This is a genomic window from Pseudomonas hormoni (genome assembly GCF_018502625.1).
Classification (GTDB): Bacteria; Pseudomonadota; Gammaproteobacteria; order Pseudomonadales; family Pseudomonadaceae; genus Aquipseudomonas; species Aquipseudomonas hormoni.
Window position 1 is genome coordinate 2,418,324 of sequence record NZ_CP075566.1, and the last position, 18,811, is coordinate 2,437,134.

Below are 18,811 nucleotides of genomic sequence, written 5' to 3' on the forward strand. Positions count from 1 at the left end.
TACGAGAAGTCGAGGACAAAGTTTCCGTGCGGTGCTTTTTTGAATCGAGGCGATGGGCGGGTGTCGAAAGGTTTAACTGAGCGAATGGATTGTTCTAGTCTACCAAGCAAGTATTTAAATGATCGCAGGGTCTTGCTAGTTCAAATCCTTAGACAGGAGCCCGGTAGAAAATGGGTCTATTCGAACAACGCACTCGTACAACTGCAATCCTATTGAGCGCCGGGCAAGGACGACGGCTTCTTCCCTATACGACGAACACTCCCAAGTGCCTGATCGAGGTCGGTGGCCAGCGGGTTATAGAATGGCAGATTGATGCACTAATGGCCGCCGGGATAAGCCGGATCACCGTTGTGATCGGCTATGGTGCAGAGCAGGTCGAACGGGTGTTGAACGACCGTTACGGGCCAGGCTTCATTTCTACGATTTACAACCCGTTCTTTGAGGTTGCCGATAATCTGGCCAGTTGTTGGATGGCTCGGCAAATCATGCATGACGATTTCATCCTGCTTAATGGCGATACGTTATTCGACCAGCCAGTCCTGGAGCGACTACTTGATGCTCCTGCCAGGGCGATAACACTCGCGGTCGACAGGAAACCGGCTTATGACAGCGACGATATGAAAGTCCAACTCATCGGTGATCGAATTAGCGCCATCAGCAAACTGATTCCGCTCGATTTTGTCGACGGGGAGTCTATTGGCATGATGCATTTTCAGACAGGGGGAGGACCGCTGTTTCGAAGTGCGCTGGAAGAAAGCATGCGCCGCCCTGAAGCCTTGCAAATGTGGTACTTGAGCATCATCGATTACCTTGCAGGGACTACTGGACAGGTTTTCGCACAGTCAATCGAAGGGTTGGGCTGGGTGGAGTTGGACTTTCCTGCCGACCTTAGGGCAGCGCAGGAACTGGTCAAGCCTTGGGCCGACCGCGAGCCTGGCACGGAACTCTCCCTTGCTCAGGGCGAGAAACCACGGTCCTGACGTGGCGACGCAGACAGCACACAGTCACAATGAAATTCGGCGCTGCGCTCAAAGGCAGCGCGGGAGTCAGAATACTCCCAGCGCTCGATAGCGACTTGCCTTGTTCGTTTGTCCAGATAAAGTCGATTGAACGAATTGGGGGAATTGCCGCGTATACGTGACGAGAGGGTCGTTCCCGCCTGCACACCCCAGATTTCCTTGGACAGTCCGGCATATTGCGTGCTGAGTGCCAGCACATAGGGAAGATGTATGTGCCCCCCCATCACCAGATCCAGCCCGGACGAGGCCCAGCGTTCCAGTGCAGCCCTTGCACCGATCTGCAGATTGCGTCGGTCGGACGCGACGATTGAGCCGAACGGTTGATGAGCGACGACGATGCGCAGCTTTTGCGGATCGCACTTCTGTAGCCGCTCAGCCACTTCCTCGACTTGCCGGGCAGTGACCTTGCCTGCTTTGCGGCGTGTAGGGTGCGTTGTATTCAAACCGATGATCAATGCATCGTCATTCTCGAAAATGGGTGCGAGATTGCTGTCGATGTACCTGCGATAATTCCCGTAGGGTGAAAATATGCGCGCGAGCAGGTTGTACATGGGGATATCGTGGTTGCCGGGTATCGTCAGGACTTGCGGTACTCCGTAGTCCTTGATGCGCTTGATGAATGCCTGCGCCGAGGCGAACTGCTCACGTCTGGCGCGTTGCGTGATGTCCCCTGTAAAAAGTACCAGATCGGCGCCATGAGCCTTGACGTGCGTTTCGAAAGCTTGCATGACAGGGGGCTGTTCTGTGCCGAAATGCGTATCGGAAATATGCAGAAGACTGGTCATCGTTGCTGGAAATCCTCTATACCCGACAGGGCTCTGCGCTTCATTTTTCGTCCGTTGGCGCCGCTATGGTTCAAGACCACGCTCCCAGGCACGATGGTTGCGGCGCGCGTCCTGAATGAATGGCGACCAGCGAATCAGACGAAGCACGAATCTATTGAGCAGTCTGCCCCGTCGGTTGAGCGGTCGTTCGACGTCAAGAAACAAAATCACCCGGGTGCCCGTCGTATCGTTCCACACTTGATGCCGGTATGTGTCGTCGAATATCAGGCATTTGCCGCTTTCCCAATGGCGGATTTGATCGCCGACCTGAATTCGACATCTCTCTTCAGGTTCAGGCACCACGAGCCCTAGATGCACGCGCAAAAGCCCGTTGTAAGGGCCTCGATGGAGGGGGATATGTTTGCCTGGGGCCAGGATCGAAAAGAACGCGGTAAACATGCCCGGTATCGCTTCTACCACTCTCGTGGTGTCAGGGCACCCGGCACAGTTCTTATCCATTTTGTAACCATAGCCGAAGAGGAAAAAAGTTTTCCACTTGTCGTCCTGGGTAATGTTGCGCTGATCTTTGGAGATGTCTTGAAAGTTGGGCAGCCGGTCGCGGTCATGGAGGACGGCTTCAAGTTCCTTGAGAATGCTCGGCCAGTTCGCTTCCAGCTCGGCAACCCACGCAAACTGTCGGGGCTCGAAGAAAGGGCTGTCGCCCACTGTGGAATATCGCAGGATGGCCTTTTCAAGACACTTGATGATCCACAAGCCGAGCGCCACGCTAGGGCGATGCTTACGCTTTGCTGGTCGATCTTTGCCTCTATTCATGGGTTGCCTCTGTTGTTCGCGTTGGCGAGGAGCAACGTCATCAGCGTAGCCGGCGGCTTTTCAACAGGCGCCAGAGCAATGGCCATCCAAAGACCAACGGAAAGCGGCGCAATCGATGGGTCACCACGATGGGCTCACCCAAGTGGCGCTCGAGCTTCCAGATGAGATAGTCGACGCCGTTTTCGAAGGTGAAAAAAGATTTGACCAATCGCGCTACGTTCAAGGTTCTTCCCTGGATTCGCCTGAGTCTCCACTGTCGTTCGTAACCTCGGCGCGTTGCGGGCGGGCAAAGGTTGCGATAACAATTCTCTTCGCCCGCACAGGCTGCAATGTGCTTCACAGCAGGCGCGGCGGCTCGGGTAATGCGCGAATAATAGGCTTTGTCATGCCTGACGAGTTGCCCGGGACGATCGGCTGACTCGGGACGCAACTCGGCTCCGTAGGTCAGCGACAGTGCTCTTTCCCATAGTGTAAAGCTGTCGAATCGATCCGGTAGATTGGCGACGCAGCGACCCATCAGCGTCATCACGGCTTGAGCCAGTGCGAAATGGATTCGCTTGTGCGCCTCCTCGTCCTTGAAATAAACGAGCCGGCACGGTTGGGCAAAACGGGCCCAGAGGTAGCTTTGAAACCACGAACCGGTACCCGCCTCGAAGTCCTGCAGCGAGAGGATGGCGCATTTGGCATGGAGTATTTGTCCATCGGGCGCAGGAACCCTGACGAGGATCACGGTAGGCGGAAGCCATGCGTTGGCGAGCTGCTGAAAGCGCTTGTGATGAGCGTGAGCGTAGCTATCGACCAGCGCATAAAAGTCGACCATGCCATCGGTGAGATCGCCGTTGCGCAGGCATGAACCGTAGACCAGCAGCGCCACCAATGCATCGCCCAGGCGTGTGTGCAATGCCTGGACAATCCCATCCAGCTCGCCGGGCATCGGTTGCATGCATTGCTCCCTGACCTGTTCAAGCAGGTCCGCGGGGGGCGGCATGGAATCAGAAGCTCGCATCGATCTCAATTGTCCTAAAAGGTCATGAAGCGGATCGGGTCCGTGGCGGCTAACGTGATCGTGCCTTGTGCTGCAAAAATTTCACCGTCCAGCACGTACTCGTCAGCACCACCGAGATCCATCCGGGTGAAATTGTGACTGAAGTAACCATCCTGCTCTTTGATCATCGAGATGGCCCGCCCGCAGAGCAGGAACGGTAGGATGAGGGCCAGTCGTTTGGGCCGATGTGCGATGGCGGTCAGATGAATGGGCTCCTGTTCGGTGCCCCAATAAGGTCTGCTCCCAGCCAGGAGCCTGTTCAGGGTGGTGGCAAACACCACCAGCCAGTCGCCTTCCCAGACACCATGTTGGGTGCCCAGGCGAGCAGGCAATGCCCGGAACAGATCGTGCGGCAAGTTGTGCAGCGCTGAAAGCAGCATTCGGCCGAAGGCCAGCGACGGTCCCAGCGCCCCGGGTACGCGTTTGGGCCGCAGCGTTCGATGGTAGTAGCGCACCCCGTTCACAACAGCGCCAATGCCGAAGAACATCCCGAATCGCGGTCCGTGGCACAGCGGGTCATCAACCCGAAGTGCCGCGCGGGATACGATTTTTGGCGTGGCGACGTTCCCGGCGAGCCAGTTGGATAAGCTCATCAAGGCCTTTTCGACGCTCAGGTGCGCGCCCAGATCGATCGCGCTCATGTTAGTGGTGCCCCCCGGTACAACCAGAACGATGGGTAGGCTTGAAGGCTCGCGGCTCAGCAGACTGGAGATGGCGGCTTGCAGCGTTCCGTCCCCACCCAGGATGACCAGCAGGTCACTTTCCCTGAGCTGGAAGTGGCGCACGGCGTGGGCGATCTGCTGGGGGGTAGTCGCTTCGAGTACAGCAGCGCCGCGTACGTTTCGAGCGAGCAGGCGGAACTTGGGCAAGGCGCGTCGAATGGTTCCGCTGCAAGGGTTGAGCAAGATTCCGACTTTCTGTGGCCGCGAGCAGGCGTCATGCATCATTGAGGCCGGAGCGGGGCGCGAACATCCGCACAATCAAACGGTCGCTTTCGGCGGCCATGTCGATTCGACTAAGCCAGGGCTGTGGCGGGTGACCTCGGTGCTTCAAGACAATGGCGGACATCGTGCGAACCCCCAGCACCAGGGTCGAGACGCAGGTCCAGACGGCCACCCAGATCAACCCCGTGTCATGGGCATCCACCGCCCATAAGCAGGTCAATATGAGCAAATTGGGATTGCGTCGCGCGGTCACCAGCCTGTTGAGTGAGTCGAAGGGGCGCCAGAGAAACAGCGAAAAAGGCGCGGCGAACCTGAACGCAACTTCGCACAGCCGACCTGCGACATAGCCCAGGCAAATGGCCCAGAGCACAGGGCTGAGGGGGATATCCGAGTCCCAGGTTGCCTCATACCCCATTCCCCACGCGATATACCAGAGCGGTGGGTGTATCAGGTCCAGGCCATGGTCGAAAATGTTTCCGAAACGAGTGGAGGTCACGGTGACGCGTGCCAGCTTGCCATCCACCGTATCCAGAAACGTCATCAGCCAGCCGGCGACCAGGCCCGCGCCAAAATGCCCATGCCAGAACAGAATGCCTGCCAGGATGGCCAGGACATAGCTGGCTGCCGTGACCTGATTGGGACTGAGCCCCAGCCGCACGCACCAGACGGTGGCCCAGCGAGCCGGGACAGGCCAGATCGCGCGGGTGATGAAGTCGGTGACGCCTTTGTAGGAACCGTTGAACAGAGACTTCTCGAGATGTGCCTGATTGGCAGCGGTGATTTGCGCGACCCACGGCGGATCGAATTTGCGCAGTTGTGTCTGCATCGCGGTGGCCACGGTGCCGGGAACCACTTTGCGTAATCCGGCTACGGCGTCACTGTCCAGGCTGGGCAAGTGTGCGAGCCGGTCGACACTGGCGTGGGCTGCGACGATGGTACCGGTCCGCGGATCCTGTAGAGCGACCTCAGGCGTTGCCATCAGCCCCCGGAGCACGCGGTCATCGTAAAGGTAATCCTCGCGCAGCAGGACGACTTCACCTTGTGCCGGCAACGGATCGTCTGCATTGCAGAGATGGGCGTTGGGAAGCTTTGCGAGCATACGGCCCACTCGCTCCCTGGACGTCAGGCCCCACAGCCGCACCGGGCTACTACAGATCAGGTATACGGGAGTCTTCATTGTTCCGCCTGCGCCGAATCACATTGATTGAAGGAGCGGGCGGCAACGCCCTGTCCATTGAATAGCATGACCGGTTTCAACGACTGCCCCGGTCCAGATGTCCCACCATCACAATAGCCACTGCGAGCAAGACCAGTGCCGGCCCCAAAGTAGTAATCAGGATGTTCATCTTTAGCAGTAGACCGAGGTTTACGATGATCTGATTACTTACATAGACCATTAACCCGACGAGCGCACCCAATGCCAACCGCGCCCCCAGGTTGGGCGAGCGCGGTTGTGCAAAGGCAAACGGGATGGCGAACAGGATCATCGCCAGGGTCAGGATCGGTCGCCCGAGCTTTTGCCACATCGCCATTTCGTATTGTGCCGAGGGCTGGCCCGAGCCTTTGAGGTACGCGATGTAACGGTAGAGCTGGCGGGCAGACAGGCTTTCGGTCGGCAGCGTGATGTCGCCCAATCGTGCTCCGCCAAAAATCGAGTGCCAAGGCATATGATCGAGTTGCTGCGTAGTTTCGGCGCCCTGGTCCCACTGTTTCACCTGGACATTGTTCAAACGCCATTGGCCTGCGTCCTGTATGTCCGCCGTCTCTGCAAAGATGTAGGAAACCAGTGAACGGTCATTGTCGAACCTGAAGATCTCGATATTCACCGGCAACCGTTTGTGCTGAAGATTGCCAATACGTACGATCTGATCGTCCTGTCGAGCCCATACACTCCCTTGATCGTTGCTGGACTGCGCGCCGGCGGCCATTGCCTCGTTGCGCAGTTCCAGGCCATTTTGCTGGAGGGGAGAGGCCACCCATTCATCCAGCGCCGCCCATGCCAGCGCCAGCGCGAGCCCGGCCAGCGTCGCCGTGAACCCGATCCGGGCAATCGACAGCCCGGTGGCGCGCATGACCGTCAGTTCCCGGGTGGCTGACAGTTGACCCAGCGCAGCAATGCCACCCAGCAGGGCGATAAAGGGTCCAAGCTCGACAACACGGCGTGGCAGCGTCATGAATACGACTTCGATGGCCTGGCTCAACCGGTATCCGCCAGGCGTTACGTCGTCAAGTTCACCCACCAGGTCGAGGGTGGTGAACAGCGGTAGCAGCAGCGCCGCCGCCGCCGCGAAGCCGAAGAACACATGACGGGTAATGTAGCGGTCGAGGATTTTCATCGGTAGCCGAACCGAAAGTTTGCCAGATCGCGCGCCAGGAAAATCAGCAGGGCCAGGCTCATCATTAGCGGCACTGTCCACAAACCCGGATACAAGGGCAGGGTGTCGTTGCCCACCATCGTCTTGCAAATGTCCGCGGCGTAGTAGATCAAGGCGAAGACGGCGGTCACGGGCAGCAGGGTAGCGAATCGTCCCTGCCTGGGCCGGGTGCGGCTCAACGGAATGGCGAGCAATGCAAGTACCGTCGCGCTTACGCCCCGCGTCTGGCGCCATTGCAATTCGGCCTTGTCCAGAGGCGCGCTGGAAGCCTTCAGCACTTCGTTGGAAGCCGCCTTGCGCTTACCCTCGGCGGCCCGTTCGATGGGTAGCAAGTGCAGCCGCATATGCTCAAACTTTTCCCAAATGTCCCGTGAAGCACTGTGCTTGAGCAAATAGGAATGGCCTTGCGTCAGCTCCACGATCGGATCGTCTGGATCTGGATCCAGGATGCGGGCTTGCTCGGCGCGAAACACACGGGATCTCGAGTCACCCGGATCATAGATCAGCACGTCGTGGAGCCGGCCATCAGTCCGGTCGATCCGTTCTGCCAGAATCATCCTGCCGTTTTCGTTGTTCAGGTTGAACCGTTGCGCTTGCAGATGATTGACGTCCAGATCTGTTCGGGATTGCTGTTCCAGTACATAGGCCTGCGTATAAGCCCAGGGGCGCCCGTAGAGCGAAAGCATTGCCACCGCCAGCGAGATTGGAATTGCCAGCAGCAGGACAGCCCGATAGATCCGCAGCGGGCTTGCACCCGAGGCCGCTATCGCAATGACTTCGGAATCATGGCACAGGCGTCCAACCGCAAGCGTTACCGAGGCATATAAAGCCACCGGCACCAGCATTTCTAGGGCAATCAGTACCTTGTAGAACACCATCTCCAGTACTGCCTGCAAAGCGAGAGTGCCCTCGACTGCGTCAGAGAGATACCGCTCTGCGGAATAGCTGGCAAAGATGAACACCAGGATGCTGACCATCACCACCACCGGCCGCCGGATTTCGGCGATCACGTAGCGTTCGATCAGGAACATATCCCGGTCCCTGACCTTTCGCCATGCCAGCACTGCACTCGGGCGATCGGGCATTTCTGCCGTCCGGATTCATCAGGTATCGCTCGGTATCGATTGATATCTCTGGGCATGAAACCTCTCCACCATTTGATAATCCAGCGGCGAATCGACATCGATAGCGGCCTCCGCAAAGGGCATGATCACCGCGCCGATACTCACCCCCAACCTGCCGGAAAGCTGTTGCAGCGCCTGTTCCAGGGTTAACCGCCCCAACAAATAGCGCAGTACTCCCTGAAGGCCCAGAGCGCCGGCGATGACCCGCCCGGGATGCTTGCGATCCTGTTCGAGCCGTTGCCAGAAGCTGGCGAGGCGTCGAGCATCCTCGGTCATGAAGGCGAACAGGTTGCTGCCGCAATACGGGCCGCCGCGAAGCCGAATGCTGGTTCGGCGGGTTCCTGGAAAACGAGCCAGAACCGTGTCCAGTGGTGTCACCGCCACCACAAAGTCATGGCTGCCTGCAGTCGCTTGCTGAAGAAAATAGTCGACCATTTCCCGGCAGAGCAGCGCATGATCCGCCGTAGTCACCAACACTGGCCTGTCTGCGGGTTGACGCACCAGCGCCCGCGCCGCACTGGCACTGGGGGAGCTGGCGGGTTCCAGCCAACTGACTCTGGCGGTGTCCAGCAGTTGCGTCATCGAGGCATCTTGCGCAAGTAAATTCCGTGCAGGGCCTACCAGTACGATTCGGTCGATCCGGTCACAGGTCTCCAGCGCCTCGATGACGCGACGGACCATGGGTACCCCAGCCACCGGCGCCAGTGCCTTGCAGCCTGTCCCGGCCATGGCGGCAACGGGATCGGCCGGGCCCCTGTCAGCAGCCAGGACCAAAGCGGTGAACTGTCTCGCCTCAGATTCGCTTTTCATAAATCCGGTAGCGCTTGTAAGAGGTGGCACCGATCTGATCGAGGATCTTGCGCATGACCGCATTCGATTCCAGGATCCAGGACATTTCCAGGGCTTCTATACCGCGTTTGACGAAGGGCGGCTTGAGCGCTTCGATCAATAGCAAGGCAAGTGTGGGTCCCAATCGGCTGAACTGGTAAGCCTGTTTGACGCCCATCAGGGGCACGCGCGCAGTCCGCGTGCCCTTGACATACAGCCGCCACAGCAGCCGCAGCCAGCCAAAGGGCAGCAAGTGCCCCTTGAGGGAAGCGATCGCCTCGTTGATGTTGGGTATGGCCACGATAAACGCGCAGGGCTCGCCGTCGACTTCGGCGATGTACAACATGTCTTTGGGGACCAACAGCCTCAATTGGCTGCCAAGCTCAAAAAATTCGGATTCGGTGAAGGGTACGAAGCCCCAGTTGCGGCTCCAGGCATCATTGAATATTTCTCGCAGGATTCGCATGTCCCGCCGGAACTGACGGGTGTCCAGGGGCCTGATCACAACGCGTTTTCGCTCACGCGCCATCATCGCCGACAAGGCCGGTGGGAAGTGCAATTGGTCGGTGCGCATCCAGTAGGCGAGCAGATCCTTGGCTTGCCGGTAGCCCAGGGCGGCGAGCCTTTGGTCATAATAACGCTGTCCGTGTCCCATCATGGCGGACGGGGGACGATCGAACCCCTCCACCAGCAGCCCGCTTTCCTGGTTGATGGTCAGGTTGAAGGGGCCTGTGATGCGTGCAGCGCCATGTTCACGCAGCCAGGCCTCTGCAGCCGCGAACAGGCTGTCGAATACGGCGGGGTCGTCCACGGCTTCAAGCATCCCGAAGTGACCCGAATCATGGCCGTGCAATTCCCGGTGAAGGTTGTCGATCTGTGCGGTGATACGCCCCACGACTTCCGTTCCCGACCAGGCCAGCCACGCCTGCCATGTCAGATGGGGGGAGGCGGGATTCTTTTCAGAAAGGAGTTCATGGCGCTCGTAATGGATCGGCTCGATCCAGCAAGGATCGTTGCGATACAGGGTGCCGGGGAAACTGATGAATGTCTTGAGATCCAAACGTGTGAGGACGGGTCGAGTAATGATTGGTAACTTGTTATCGATCATCGTTGGCCACAAAAGTCCGTAGCAGTTGAACTAGCATCTCTTTTTCAGTACCTGAGAAAGCGTAGCTGAAGTATTGGAGCAGGGCAGGGGGTGCTGCAAACAATGGTCCAGTGCCCTGGATAAACCGGGCCTTTGCGACAAATGTTGCGTTTGAGAACGAAGTGCAATTGCTACATTCGATAATCGCCAGTCGTCGCTCACCCGGGAAAAAATTTGCGATCACCCAGATGCCGATTAGTATTGCGTTAGGCTTTGTAATTAATTGAAAAGGCCGAGCCGGATATCCTTGGGGCCTGAACTCCATGAAACGGATTTGAGGGCAGTAAAACGGCACGTTCTTTACTGGCGCCGCTGATCAACCCGCTATTTGACTTATCCTTACATGGGCTAAATGGATGGGTTTTTTTATGTCTGCGACCATCACAAATCAGATATTGGCCCAACGTCTAGCCGACTTTTCCACGCTAGTGGAAGCACTCGATTATGCCGCTTCAGGTCAGACCGGCATGAACTTCTACGACAGGCATTGCCACTTGAGTACCTCGGTTGAATACGCGACGCTCAGAAGTAATGCTGTCGCGATTGCTCAGCGGCTACTTGGGCTCAAGTTGAAGAAAGGCGACCGGGTCGCGCTCATCGCCGATACGCACCCCAGCTTTGTCGAGTCCTTTTTCGCCTGCCAATACGCCGGCCTGATCGCCGTTCCTCTTCTGCTTCCTTCCAGCCTGGGAAGCCATCGTTCCTACGTGGACAAGTTGAAAGGGCTGTTCGCCAATTGCGCCCCGGCGGCCGTTTTAGGGTTGGAGGAATGGCTTCCCTATATCCGCGAAGCGCTGGAGGACACCCGGCAGGTATTCGTAGGAACCGTTGAGCAATTGGGCGAATTGCCCGCGGTGCAGACCCTTCCCACCGTCTTTGCGGAGGACATCGCCTATTTGCAATACACTTCTGGCAGTACCCGCTTTCCTCGTGGCGTAATCATTACCCAGCGCGCGGTGATGGCCAACGTCAGAGGCATCGTCGTGGACGGGGTCGGCGTTCGTCCGGGGGACCGGTGCGCCTCCTGGTTGCCTTTTTACCATGACATGGGGCTGGTGGGTTTTGTCCTCGCGCCCATGGCGGCGCAACTGACTGTCGACTACTTGCAGACCCGGGATTTCGCCACTCGGCCCGGCCAATGGCTCAAGCTTATCAGCCAGAATCGGGTGACTGTTTCGGTATCTCCGCCGTTTGGCTATGACCTTTGTACCCGGCGAGTCAGGGCCCAGGAAAAAGCGACGCTGGATCTCTCCTGCTGGCGTGTCGCGGGGATCGGCGCCGAGCCCATTCGTGCATCGGTGTTGAGCCGTTTCGCGGATTGTTTTCTCGACACCGGATTCGATCCGGCCTCATTCATGCCTTGCTACGGTCTCGCGGAAAGCACACTTGCCGTCAGCTTCGCCCGCCGCGGGATATTGGTGGATCATGTCGATCGCCAGGTATTGGAGTATCAGCTCAGGGCGCAGAAGTGCGCCGCCGATGATCCGGGAAGCTGTGCCTTTACCAATTGTGGCGCACCGTTGCCCGGCCATCGCGTCGAAATCCGCAACGCTGCGGGGCTTGTGGTTGCGGAGCGTGAGGTAGGGCAGATATTCGTGCAGGGGCCCAGCGTAATGTCAGGTTATTTCAATGACCCGCAGAGCACCCAGGCAGCCTTGAAAGATGACTGGCTGGACACCGGTGACCTGGGCTATCTGTCACAAGGTGAACTCCATATCACCGGTCGGCGCAAGGATTTGCTCATCGTCCGCGGTCGAAACATCTGGCCGCAGGATATTGAATACCTGGTGGAGTCCGAACCCGAACTGAGGCCCGGCGATGCCATCGTATTTGTCGTTCCCGGCGATGATGTGCCAAAAGTCGTGGTCCAGATTCAATGCCGTATCCGTGAGCCGGAAAGTCGCGAGCACCTGGTCCGTACCCTGGTCGCGAAGATCCTCAGTGAATTCGGTCTCGCTGCTGACGTACACCTTGTACCTCCTCACTCGCTGCCTCGAACCTCCTCTGGCAAGCCTTCCCGTGCCGAAGCCCTAGAACGATTCATGGCCCAGGCGAACACCGATCTTCCTTATCCAGCACTGGAGGAGACGTGAGCGCTCGCGTTGTTTCGCTCACTGGCGCGACTGGCTTCATCGGCAGCGTCCTACGCGAACGACTCGTCGCCCGTGGCGTGGAGGTCCGTGCCTTGGCTCGCTCCAGGGGCGGGACGGCAGAGGATGGAACAAAGTGGATCAAGGGAACACTGGAAGATGAACATGCCCTCGCCGAGCTCACCAGAGGGGCGGATGCCGTCATTCACTGCGCAGGCAAGGTCAGGGGCAGGGACGCCCGAGATTTCGATGCGGTCAATGTGCAGGGCAGCAAGCGCTTGATGGAGGCGGCGCGGCTTGGCGGCAGTTGCGAGCGTTTTCTGCTGATCTCGTCCCTTGCGGCCAGGCATCCGACGTTGTCCTGGTACGCCGCTTCCAAGTTCGAAGGCGAACGGCAGGTCAGGGCCGTTGCGGGGGCGATTCCCGTCTGTATTTTCAGGCCGACCGCCGTGTATGGGCCGGGCGACCGCGAGTTGCGTCCCGTGTTCGAATGGCTTCTGCGCGGCTGGCTGGTGACCCTTGGTCAAGGCGATTCACTGCTGAGCTTTCTCCATGTGGACGATCTGGTCAGTGCCGTCATGCAGTGGCTGGATGCACCTGTCGTGCAATCGCAGACCTTTGAGTTGTGTGACGGCCAGGCGCAGGGGTACAACTGGGCAAGCCTGGCCAGCATCGCCTCCGACATCCGCAATGCACCGGTACGGCAAGCGGTAATGCCTGCCGCGGTATTGAAAGGGATCGCACGAGCGAATCTGGTGCTGTCGCGTTTCACCCGGCGTGCACCCATGCTGACCCCCGGTAAAGTCAATGAGCTGATGCACCCTGACTGGACCTGCAGCAATGCCCTCATCAGCGCGACATTGGGCTGGGAGCCCCGGATTCTCTTACGGCAAGCGTTGCGCAATCACCTGTTCTGAGCGGGCAAAGAGCCACTGAACTCAAGGAGACCCATGATGATCACACAAGAAACGATACTCGAAAGGGTGATGTTACTCATCGGGCGGCTCGCACCACCAGGAACGCCAATCAACCCGAATACCGACCTGGCCCAGGACCTGGGGATGGAGTCGATAAAGGTGATGGACATGCTGATGGAACTGGAAGACGAATTCGACATCTCGATCCATCTCAATATTTTGATGGATGTGCGCACGCCTGCGCAGTTGTCTCACGCCATTCTTAACCTGATGGAGCATGCCGATGGGACTGTTTGACAAATTCGGCAAGCTGGCAACCGAGCGCGCCAGTCTCTCGGATTCACAACTGCATCCTTTTGGAATTCGCATCGACGAGATGTATTCCCCGACCGAGGGCAGTATTCAGGGACAAAGGGTCATTCTGGCCGGCACCAATAATTATCTCGGGCTGACTTTCGACCCCGATAGCATCAAGGCGGCGCAGCGCTCACTGGAGCTTGAAGGAACCGGCACCACCGGCTCTCGCATGGCCAACGGCAGTTACGCCGGGCACAGCGCGCTGGAGGACGAACTGGTTGATTTTCTGGGGCGCCGTTCTGTCATTGTGTTCTCGACCGGGTATGTCGCCAATCTGGGTGTCATCGGAACGCTGGCGGGTGCGCGCGAGGTGGTGCTGCTTGACGCGGACTGCCACGCGAGCATCTACGACGCTTGCAAGCTGGGAGGGGCAGAGATCATCCGTTTTCGCCATAACGATGTCGCTGATCTGGAACGGCGCATGGTCCGGCTCGGCGACCGCGCGCGGGAAGCGATTATTCTGGTGGAAGGGATCTACAGCATGCTGGGTGACCAGGCTCCGCTCAGAGAAATAGTCGAGGTCAAGCGCCGTCTCGGAGGTTACCTGTTAGTTGACGAGGCGCATTCCTTTGGTGTCCTGGGGGCCAACGGGCGAGGGCTGGCCGAGGAGCTGGACGTGGACTCGGAGGTGGACATTCTGTTGGGCACGTTCAGCAAGAGCCTGGGCGCCGTCGGCGGATTTGCCGCCTGTCACGACGCGCAAATGGACCTGCTTCGCTACGCCAGCAGACCTTATATTTTTACTGCTTCACCAGCCCCCTCGGCGATAGCCTCGGTAAGGTCGGCGCTGGCAGCCATCAAGAAACGCCCGGAGTTGCGGCGTCAGCTGTGGTCGAACGCCCGGCGGCTTTATCAAGGTCTGGCAGAGTCAGGCTACCAGTTGGGGCCGCAAGCCAGTCCGGTGATTGCCGTCATGCTGAAGTCGCCTCACGAGGGCCTGGCCGTCTGGCGGGCGCTGATAGAGAAGGGCGTCTATGTCAATCTGGTCCTTCCTCCCGCGACACCCGGCGCCGTTACCCTGGTGCGTTGCAGCGTCAGTGCGGCTCATACATCTGAACAAATAGACCAGATCATCGAGGCCTTCGCTTCATTGCGTGGCCCGATGGGCCTCGTCACAGTGGGCGCTTGATGAGTGTCGCGAGCTGTTGGTGAGTTAATCTTTACCTACGTCATAGTGAACGACACTCATGCGGATTATTTTTGCCTTCGGCCGCTCCTATCCGGCCCGCACCGTCCTGATGCTGCTGAGTCTGCTGTTGGCAGGGGTGGTTGAAAGCATCAGCCTGAGCACGATGCTTCCCCTGATATCGGCCGTGCTTGAAGACCAGCCCCATTCAAAGCTGGCGGTCCAGGTCTTCGGGATAATGGACACGATTGGCCTGGAACCCTCGATCCCGAACATGCTGGTGATCATTGTCGTGGGCATGACGCTGAGCAACCTGCTGATCCTGCTGGGCAATCGACAGGTCGGCTACACCGTGGCGCATGTGGCAACCGACCTGCGTATTGACCTTATCAAAGCGTCGCTGGGCAGCCGCTGGGAATATTATCTACGCCAACCGGCCGGAGCACTGGCCAACGCCGTGGCAAGCGAAGCCTTCCGCGCTTCTACCGCCTATGAGCATGCGGCCAATATGCTGGCGCTGGGTATTCAGGCAGCAGCCTACGCAATCATTGCGCTTTTTGTCTCCTGGCAGGCAGCGATCCTGTCGCTGCTGATCGGCTTTGTTTTACTGGTGGCCGTGCGGGGACTGGTGAAGACATCGCGACGCGTGGGGAAAAGCCAAACCCGACTGATGCGCGAGCTGCTGGTCTACCTGACGGACACGCTTGCTTCGGTGAAACCGCTCAAAGCCATGGCCCGAGATGACATCGCCGATTCTCTATTGCGTCGTCATGCCGGCGAGCTCAACGCAGCATTAGAGCGCGAAGTAATGAGCCGCGAAACGCTGAGAGCCTTGCAGGAGCCCATGCTTGCGATCCTTGCCGCAGCGGGCCTCTACGCGGGGCTTGTCATCGGCGGACTGCCGCTGTCTTCGGTGATGGTGCTCATATTCGTGGTGGTGCGCATGCTGGGGCTGCTGCACAAGGCGCAGCAGCGCTATCACCGGATGGCCGCGCAAGAGAGCGCCTACTGGGCCATTAAAGAGTCGATCGACAACGCTAATGCCGATGCCGAGCCTGCTGGAGGGACCTGCGCTCCTGCCTTGAAGCGGCATATCGTTTTCGAAAATATCAACTTTGGCTACGGGGGGCGGCAGGTTCTTGACGACGTGTCGATGAGCTTTCCGGTCGGTTCATTCACCACCATGATCGGTCCTTCCGGTGCAGGCAAGACCACCGTGCTCGACCTGATCTGTTCGCTGCTCGAGCCACAGTCCGGACGCATCAGAGTAGACGAATGTGACTTGCATGACCTGGACAGGAAGGCCTGGCGCCGCATGATCGGCTACGTCACACAGGAAACCTTGCTGCTGCACGATAGCATCCTGGCGAACGTCACCTTGGGCGACAGGGCCCTGAATGCTGCCGACGCAGAGCGCGCGCTCCGTCAAGCCGGTGCATGGCAGTTCGTGCAGGAGTGTCCCGGCGGGCTGCAATCGATCGTAGGCGAGCGCGGTGCCAAACTTTCCGGAGGGCAAAGGCAGCGTATCGTCATCGCGCGTGCCTTGGCGCATCGCCCCAGGCTACTGATCCTGGACGAAGCCACCAGCGCGCTCGATCCGGAATCGGAGGCCGAAATATGCCAGGTGCTAAAGAATCTGACCCCTGGCATCACCGTCATTGCGGTGTCCCATCGTCCTGCCGTGATCCGCATTGCAGACCAGATTCTCGAGGTGCGAGATGGCAAGATTTCGCCCATACACAATGCCGTCGATCCTGACGGCACTCGGACTGACGAGGCGAAAGCCTGAAGTATGCGTATCTATAGAGCAATACATGATTTAACATAATATACATTACACGTAACAAAATGTTTCGAGGCTGGCCCCGTTGCACGCAGATCTTGTGACGATCAGCTAAAAATTGGACTGAAGGCGCATAAAAGCTGGAATCCTAGCCAAGTCAGCCTCTTACGGCGAAAAGCTGATTTTAGGTAGAACTTATGGAAAAGAGTCCTGCGAATCTTTTAAGGCTCACAAACGAAAGCCCATCCGGCAGACATACCATTTTAGAGCGGTTACCTGCGTTGCTGGCGGTCTGATGCAGTTAAAGGTTGGAAGATGCGGTTTCATTCAACCTTAAGCGCTGCGCCTGCTTTGGGCGAACTTCGGACGAATTTATAGAGATCAATTGTAATTTGGATTGTCCGAAACAGACCGATTAAACGTTGGGTGAAAAGGTGTGACGACTCACAAGTCACGGACAATAATTCTTGAGTCACCGGAATCCCCGCAAAACCATAAAGAGGCACGCTCTGGCTCGTGGATCAGAATTATGAAGCTACAAACGAATTCTTAAACCGCCGGAAAAACATGAAATTCACCGAAATTATCGGAAATGAGCTACCCGACTTTACCGATTAAGGCTTCGTTACGCCCGTACCAGAGGAGTCGCCAGGATAGTTCCCCATGCCTTGATGCAGCTCTCGCAGAACCTGTGAGGGTTGAATCAGCGCAAAAAAAATGGAGCGATACCGAACGTGGTTTAATAGATAAGTCGATAATATATACACGCAACGCTCAATAAGGCTCGCCCTTCACCGAAATCAACACAGCCACATTCTATACTTGCAGTTTCTAAGCTTTGCCAAAATGGTGCGACTTGATTTTCCAACTACCCGTCGATACCATCCGTCTGATGAGCGCGAAATCGGCTCCGAGGTTAATTACACTAAACAGCTATTTAGTTTAGTTAACTTTTATTTTGATCGTATGCCTGTTTCAGATCGAGGCCTTCAACTCAAGTCTATATCCGATAACTGTTATATCCGGATATTCATTGCCCTAAGTTCATGCTTTGTGTAGGTCGTCCCATGCCTTCGTTACCGCAGCCACTGTTTGAAAGCTACCGCTGCTTCCTGGAGGCAAGCAAAACCGGCTCTCCTGTCCTCACCACGGTCGCACTGGAAGGCCGCTATGGGTCGGTTGCCGCCTCACGCAACAGGCATAAAACGGCCAGAAGTTGCCTATCATCAGGCGGTCGCGCGAAAAATAAGTGACCGGTGAAGCCCTTAATACGGCTGGCGTCATTGTGTTCCAATGTAGTGTAATTTCTGACGAAATTCAGCGCAGATAAGGAGATTTCAGCGGAACCTTTGACTGAAATCAATCCCCCCTATGATCGGATAGTATAGAAAAACAGACATTGTTTACTTTTCCAACGACTACACTTGTAAGTTAAGTGACTCAATGAATTTTTATACCTGTATGTTGCTCCCTTGAAAACAGCGCCCTCCCCTTTGATCTTACTAGCGGACTTCACATGAAGATTGAAATTCTAAAACAAGCGGTTATGGACTCACGGGACGGTATCACCATCTCCGACAATTGCATTGACGATAATCCGTTGATTTTTGTAAATCCTGCTTTTGAGCGCATGACTGGCTACTCGTTCGAAGAAATTACTAACATTAACTGTCGATACCTACAAAGAAACGATCGAAAACAACCTGAGCTGAAAATTGTTCACAATGCCGTTAAAAAAGGCGAGTACTGCCTAGTAACCTTGCGAAACTACCGCAAGGATGGAACTATGTTTTGGAACGAGTTAAGCATATCGCCAATTCATGATGAGAACGGAGCTGTAACCAACTTTATTGGAATCCAAAAAGATGTAACACCTAGAATGATAATACAGCAGCAACTTCGCGACGAGCATCAGTCTCTCGAAAAAATGAAAATACACTTTGAGCAACTATCCATAAAAGATGGACTCACCGGCATTTACAATCGCCGCTTTTTTGATACACAGTTAGAAATTCAATGTAAAATTGCATGCCGCAATGGTGACTCATTGACTCTTGCCATTATTGATGTTGATCACTTCAAATCATTCAATGATATTTATGGACATCAAGCGGGCGATGAAGCGTTAATACGTGTCGCAGATAGTTTGAATAAGTCCTTCCAGCGAGGCTCTGATTTTGCAGCCAGGTATGGCGGCGAAGAATTTGTGATTCTGTCCAATGGCATGGCGAAAGACCAGGCAGCGCTGTATGTCAAGTCGCTATGCCAACGAGTGCGAGATTTGAGAATACCGCACTCCGCTTCCAGCACAGGCTACTTGACTATAAGCATCGGTTATTCAGTTCATACATTTGGTCCACTGCACCCGTCTAACGTACTACTGGCGCAAGCTGATAAAGCTCTCTATGTAGCTAAAGAACGGGGAAGAGATCAATTTTTTAGTCTTTAGGTTTTGTAC

The 18,811-nt window shown here is 56.7% G+C and carries 16 protein-coding genes; 7 read left to right on the plus strand and 9 right to left on the minus strand.

Annotation, left to right across the window (positions count from 1 at the left end; translation table 11 throughout):
* Nucleotides 1-170 precede the first annotated feature (170 nt).
* Nucleotides 171-980, plus strand: coding sequence for a phosphocholine cytidylyltransferase family protein (locus KJF94_RS11225; protein WP_214383385.1), 810 nt, complete (start codon nucleotides 171-173; stop codon nucleotides 978-980).
* Here KJF94_RS11225 and KJF94_RS11230 read toward each other — a convergent pair.
* The 9 genes from KJF94_RS11230 to KJF94_RS11270 all read right to left on the minus strand — a co-directional run bounded on the left by KJF94_RS11230 (nucleotide 956) and on the right by KJF94_RS11270 (nucleotide 10,041).
* Nucleotides 956-1,804 (minus strand): metallophosphoesterase family protein, encoded by an 849-nt coding sequence (locus KJF94_RS11230; RefSeq protein WP_214383387.1) that lies wholly within the window; start codon nucleotides 1,802-1,804, stop codon nucleotides 956-958. The two genes, KJF94_RS11225 and KJF94_RS11230, sit on opposite strands and share 25 nt — an antisense overlap.
* A gap of 63 nt (nucleotides 1,805-1,867) precedes the next feature.
* Nucleotides 1,868-2,617 carry an aspartyl/asparaginyl beta-hydroxylase domain-containing protein gene (locus KJF94_RS11235; protein WP_214383389.1) on the minus strand — a complete coding sequence of 250 codons (750 nt, stop codon included), beginning with the start codon at nucleotides 2,615-2,617 and terminating at the stop codon, nucleotides 1,868-1,870.
* Nucleotides 2,618-2,657: 40 nt separating this feature from the next.
* On the minus strand, nucleotides 2,658-3,560 hold the full coding sequence (locus tag KJF94_RS11240) for a hypothetical protein (RefSeq protein WP_250548265.1): 903 nt from the start codon (nucleotides 3,558-3,560) through the stop codon (nucleotides 2,658-2,660).
* A 77-nt stretch (nucleotides 3,561-3,637) separates the two neighbouring features.
* The gene (locus KJF94_RS11245; RefSeq protein ID WP_348772794.1) at nucleotides 3,638-4,609 is read right to left on the minus strand and encodes a diacylglycerol/lipid kinase family protein; all 972 of its coding nucleotides are present in this window, start codon (nucleotides 4,607-4,609) and stop codon (nucleotides 3,638-3,640) included.
* Complete coding sequence (locus KJF94_RS11250) at nucleotides 4,599-5,705, minus strand: CDP-alcohol phosphatidyltransferase family protein (RefSeq protein WP_250548267.1); 1,107 nt, start codon at nucleotides 5,703-5,705, stop codon at nucleotides 4,599-4,601. Before KJF94_RS11250 ends, KJF94_RS11245 begins: the two co-directional genes overlap by 11 nt.
* 154 nt (nucleotides 5,706-5,859) lie before the next feature.
* Nucleotides 5,860-6,942, minus strand: a complete 1,083-nt coding sequence (gene lptG, locus KJF94_RS11255) for an LPS export ABC transporter permease LptG (RefSeq protein WP_214383395.1) — start codon at nucleotides 6,940-6,942, stop codon at nucleotides 5,860-5,862.
* Nucleotides 6,939-8,012 (minus strand): LPS export ABC transporter permease LptF, encoded by a 1,074-nt coding sequence (lptF, locus tag KJF94_RS11260; protein ID WP_214383397.1) that lies wholly within the window; start codon nucleotides 8,010-8,012, stop codon nucleotides 6,939-6,941. The genes lptG and lptF overlap by 4 nt, the downstream gene beginning before the upstream one ends.
* Before the next feature lie 72 nt (nucleotides 8,013-8,084).
* A complete protein-coding gene (locus tag KJF94_RS11265; protein WP_214383399.1) occupies nucleotides 8,085-8,915 on the minus strand; it encodes a nucleotidyltransferase family protein in 831 nt (276 codons plus the stop codon).
* Nucleotides 8,899-10,041 carry an N-acetyltransferase gene (locus KJF94_RS11270; protein WP_214383401.1) on the minus strand — a complete coding sequence of 381 codons (1,143 nt, stop codon included), beginning with the start codon at nucleotides 10,039-10,041 and terminating at the stop codon, nucleotides 8,899-8,901. The genes KJF94_RS11265 and KJF94_RS11270 overlap by 17 nt, the downstream gene beginning before the upstream one ends.
* A gap of 407 nt (nucleotides 10,042-10,448) precedes the next feature.
* Between KJF94_RS11270 and KJF94_RS11275 the strand changes: the two genes are divergently transcribed.
* The 6 genes from KJF94_RS11275 (at nucleotide 10,449) to KJF94_RS11300 (ending at nucleotide 18,802) form a co-directional block, all read left to right on the plus strand.
* A complete protein-coding gene (locus KJF94_RS11275) occupies nucleotides 10,449-12,173 on the plus strand; it encodes a fatty acyl-AMP ligase (RefSeq protein WP_214383403.1) in 1,725 nt (574 codons plus the stop codon).
* Entirely contained in the window at nucleotides 12,170-13,087 is a 918-nt protein-coding gene (locus KJF94_RS11280; protein ID WP_214383405.1) for an NAD-dependent epimerase/dehydratase family protein, read from the plus strand. Before KJF94_RS11275 ends, KJF94_RS11280 begins: the two co-directional genes overlap by 4 nt.
* Nucleotides 13,088-13,120: 33 nt before the next feature.
* Nucleotides 13,121-13,384 (plus strand): acyl carrier protein, encoded by a 264-nt coding sequence (locus tag KJF94_RS11285; RefSeq protein ID WP_250548268.1) that lies wholly within the window; start codon nucleotides 13,121-13,123, stop codon nucleotides 13,382-13,384.
* The gene (gene spt / locus KJF94_RS11290) at nucleotides 13,371-14,573 is read left to right on the plus strand and encodes a serine palmitoyltransferase (protein WP_214383407.1); all 1,203 of its coding nucleotides are present in this window, start codon (nucleotides 13,371-13,373) and stop codon (nucleotides 14,571-14,573) included. The genes KJF94_RS11285 and spt overlap by 14 nt, the downstream gene beginning before the upstream one ends.
* A gap of 58 nt (nucleotides 14,574-14,631) precedes the next feature.
* On the plus strand, nucleotides 14,632-16,359 hold the full coding sequence (locus KJF94_RS11295; RefSeq protein ID WP_214383409.1) for an ABC transporter ATP-binding protein: 1,728 nt from the start codon (nucleotides 14,632-14,634) through the stop codon (nucleotides 16,357-16,359).
* A gap of 1,510 nt (nucleotides 16,360-17,869) precedes the next feature.
* Nucleotides 17,870-18,802, plus strand: coding sequence for a GGDEF domain-containing protein (locus KJF94_RS11300; protein ID WP_214383411.1), 933 nt, complete (start codon nucleotides 17,870-17,872; stop codon nucleotides 18,800-18,802).
* Nucleotides 18,803-18,811: the final 9 nt, after the last annotated feature.

Coding starts and splice junctions, on each gene's coding strand:
- KJF94_RS11225 (WP_214383385.1), top strand. CDS start 171: ATGGGTCTATTCGAACAACGCACTCGTACAACTGCAATCCTATTGAGC.
- KJF94_RS11230 (WP_214383387.1), bottom strand. CDS start 1,804: ATGACCAGTCTTCTGCATATTTCCGATACGCATTTCGGCACAGAACAG.
- KJF94_RS11235 (WP_214383389.1), bottom strand. CDS start 2,617: ATGAATAGAGGCAAAGATCGACCAGCAAAGCGTAAGCATCGCCCTAGC.
- KJF94_RS11240 (WP_250548265.1), bottom strand. CDS start 3,560: ATGCAACCGATGCCCGGCGAGCTGGATGGGATTGTCCAGGCATTGCAC.
- KJF94_RS11245 (WP_348772794.1), bottom strand. CDS start 4,609: ATGATGCATGACGCCTGCTCGCGGCCACAGAAAGTCGGAATCTTGCTC.
- KJF94_RS11250 (WP_250548267.1), bottom strand. CDS start 5,705: ATGCTCGCAAAGCTTCCCAACGCCCATCTCTGCAATGCAGACGATCCG.
- lptG (WP_214383395.1), bottom strand. CDS start 6,942: ATGAAAATCCTCGACCGCTACATTACCCGTCATGTGTTCTTCGGCTTC.
- lptF (WP_214383397.1), bottom strand. CDS start 8,012: ATGTTCCTGATCGAACGCTACGTGATCGCCGAAATCCGGCGGCCGGTG.
- KJF94_RS11265 (WP_214383399.1), bottom strand. CDS start 8,915: ATGAAAAGCGAATCTGAGGCGAGACAGTTCACCGCTTTGGTCCTGGCT.
- KJF94_RS11270 (WP_214383401.1), bottom strand. CDS start 10,041: ATGATCGATAACAAGTTACCAATCATTACTCGACCCGTCCTCACACGT.
- KJF94_RS11275 (WP_214383403.1), top strand. CDS start 10,449: ATGTCTGCGACCATCACAAATCAGATATTGGCCCAACGTCTAGCCGAC.
- KJF94_RS11285 (WP_250548268.1), top strand. CDS start 13,121: ATGATGATCACACAAGAAACGATACTCGAAAGGGTGATGTTACTCATC.
- spt (WP_214383407.1), top strand. CDS start 13,371: ATGGGACTGTTTGACAAATTCGGCAAGCTGGCAACCGAGCGCGCCAGT.
- KJF94_RS11295 (WP_214383409.1), top strand. CDS start 14,632: ATGCGGATTATTTTTGCCTTCGGCCGCTCCTATCCGGCCCGCACCGTC.
- KJF94_RS11300 (WP_214383411.1), top strand. CDS start 17,870: ATGAAGATTGAAATTCTAAAACAAGCGGTTATGGACTCACGGGACGGT.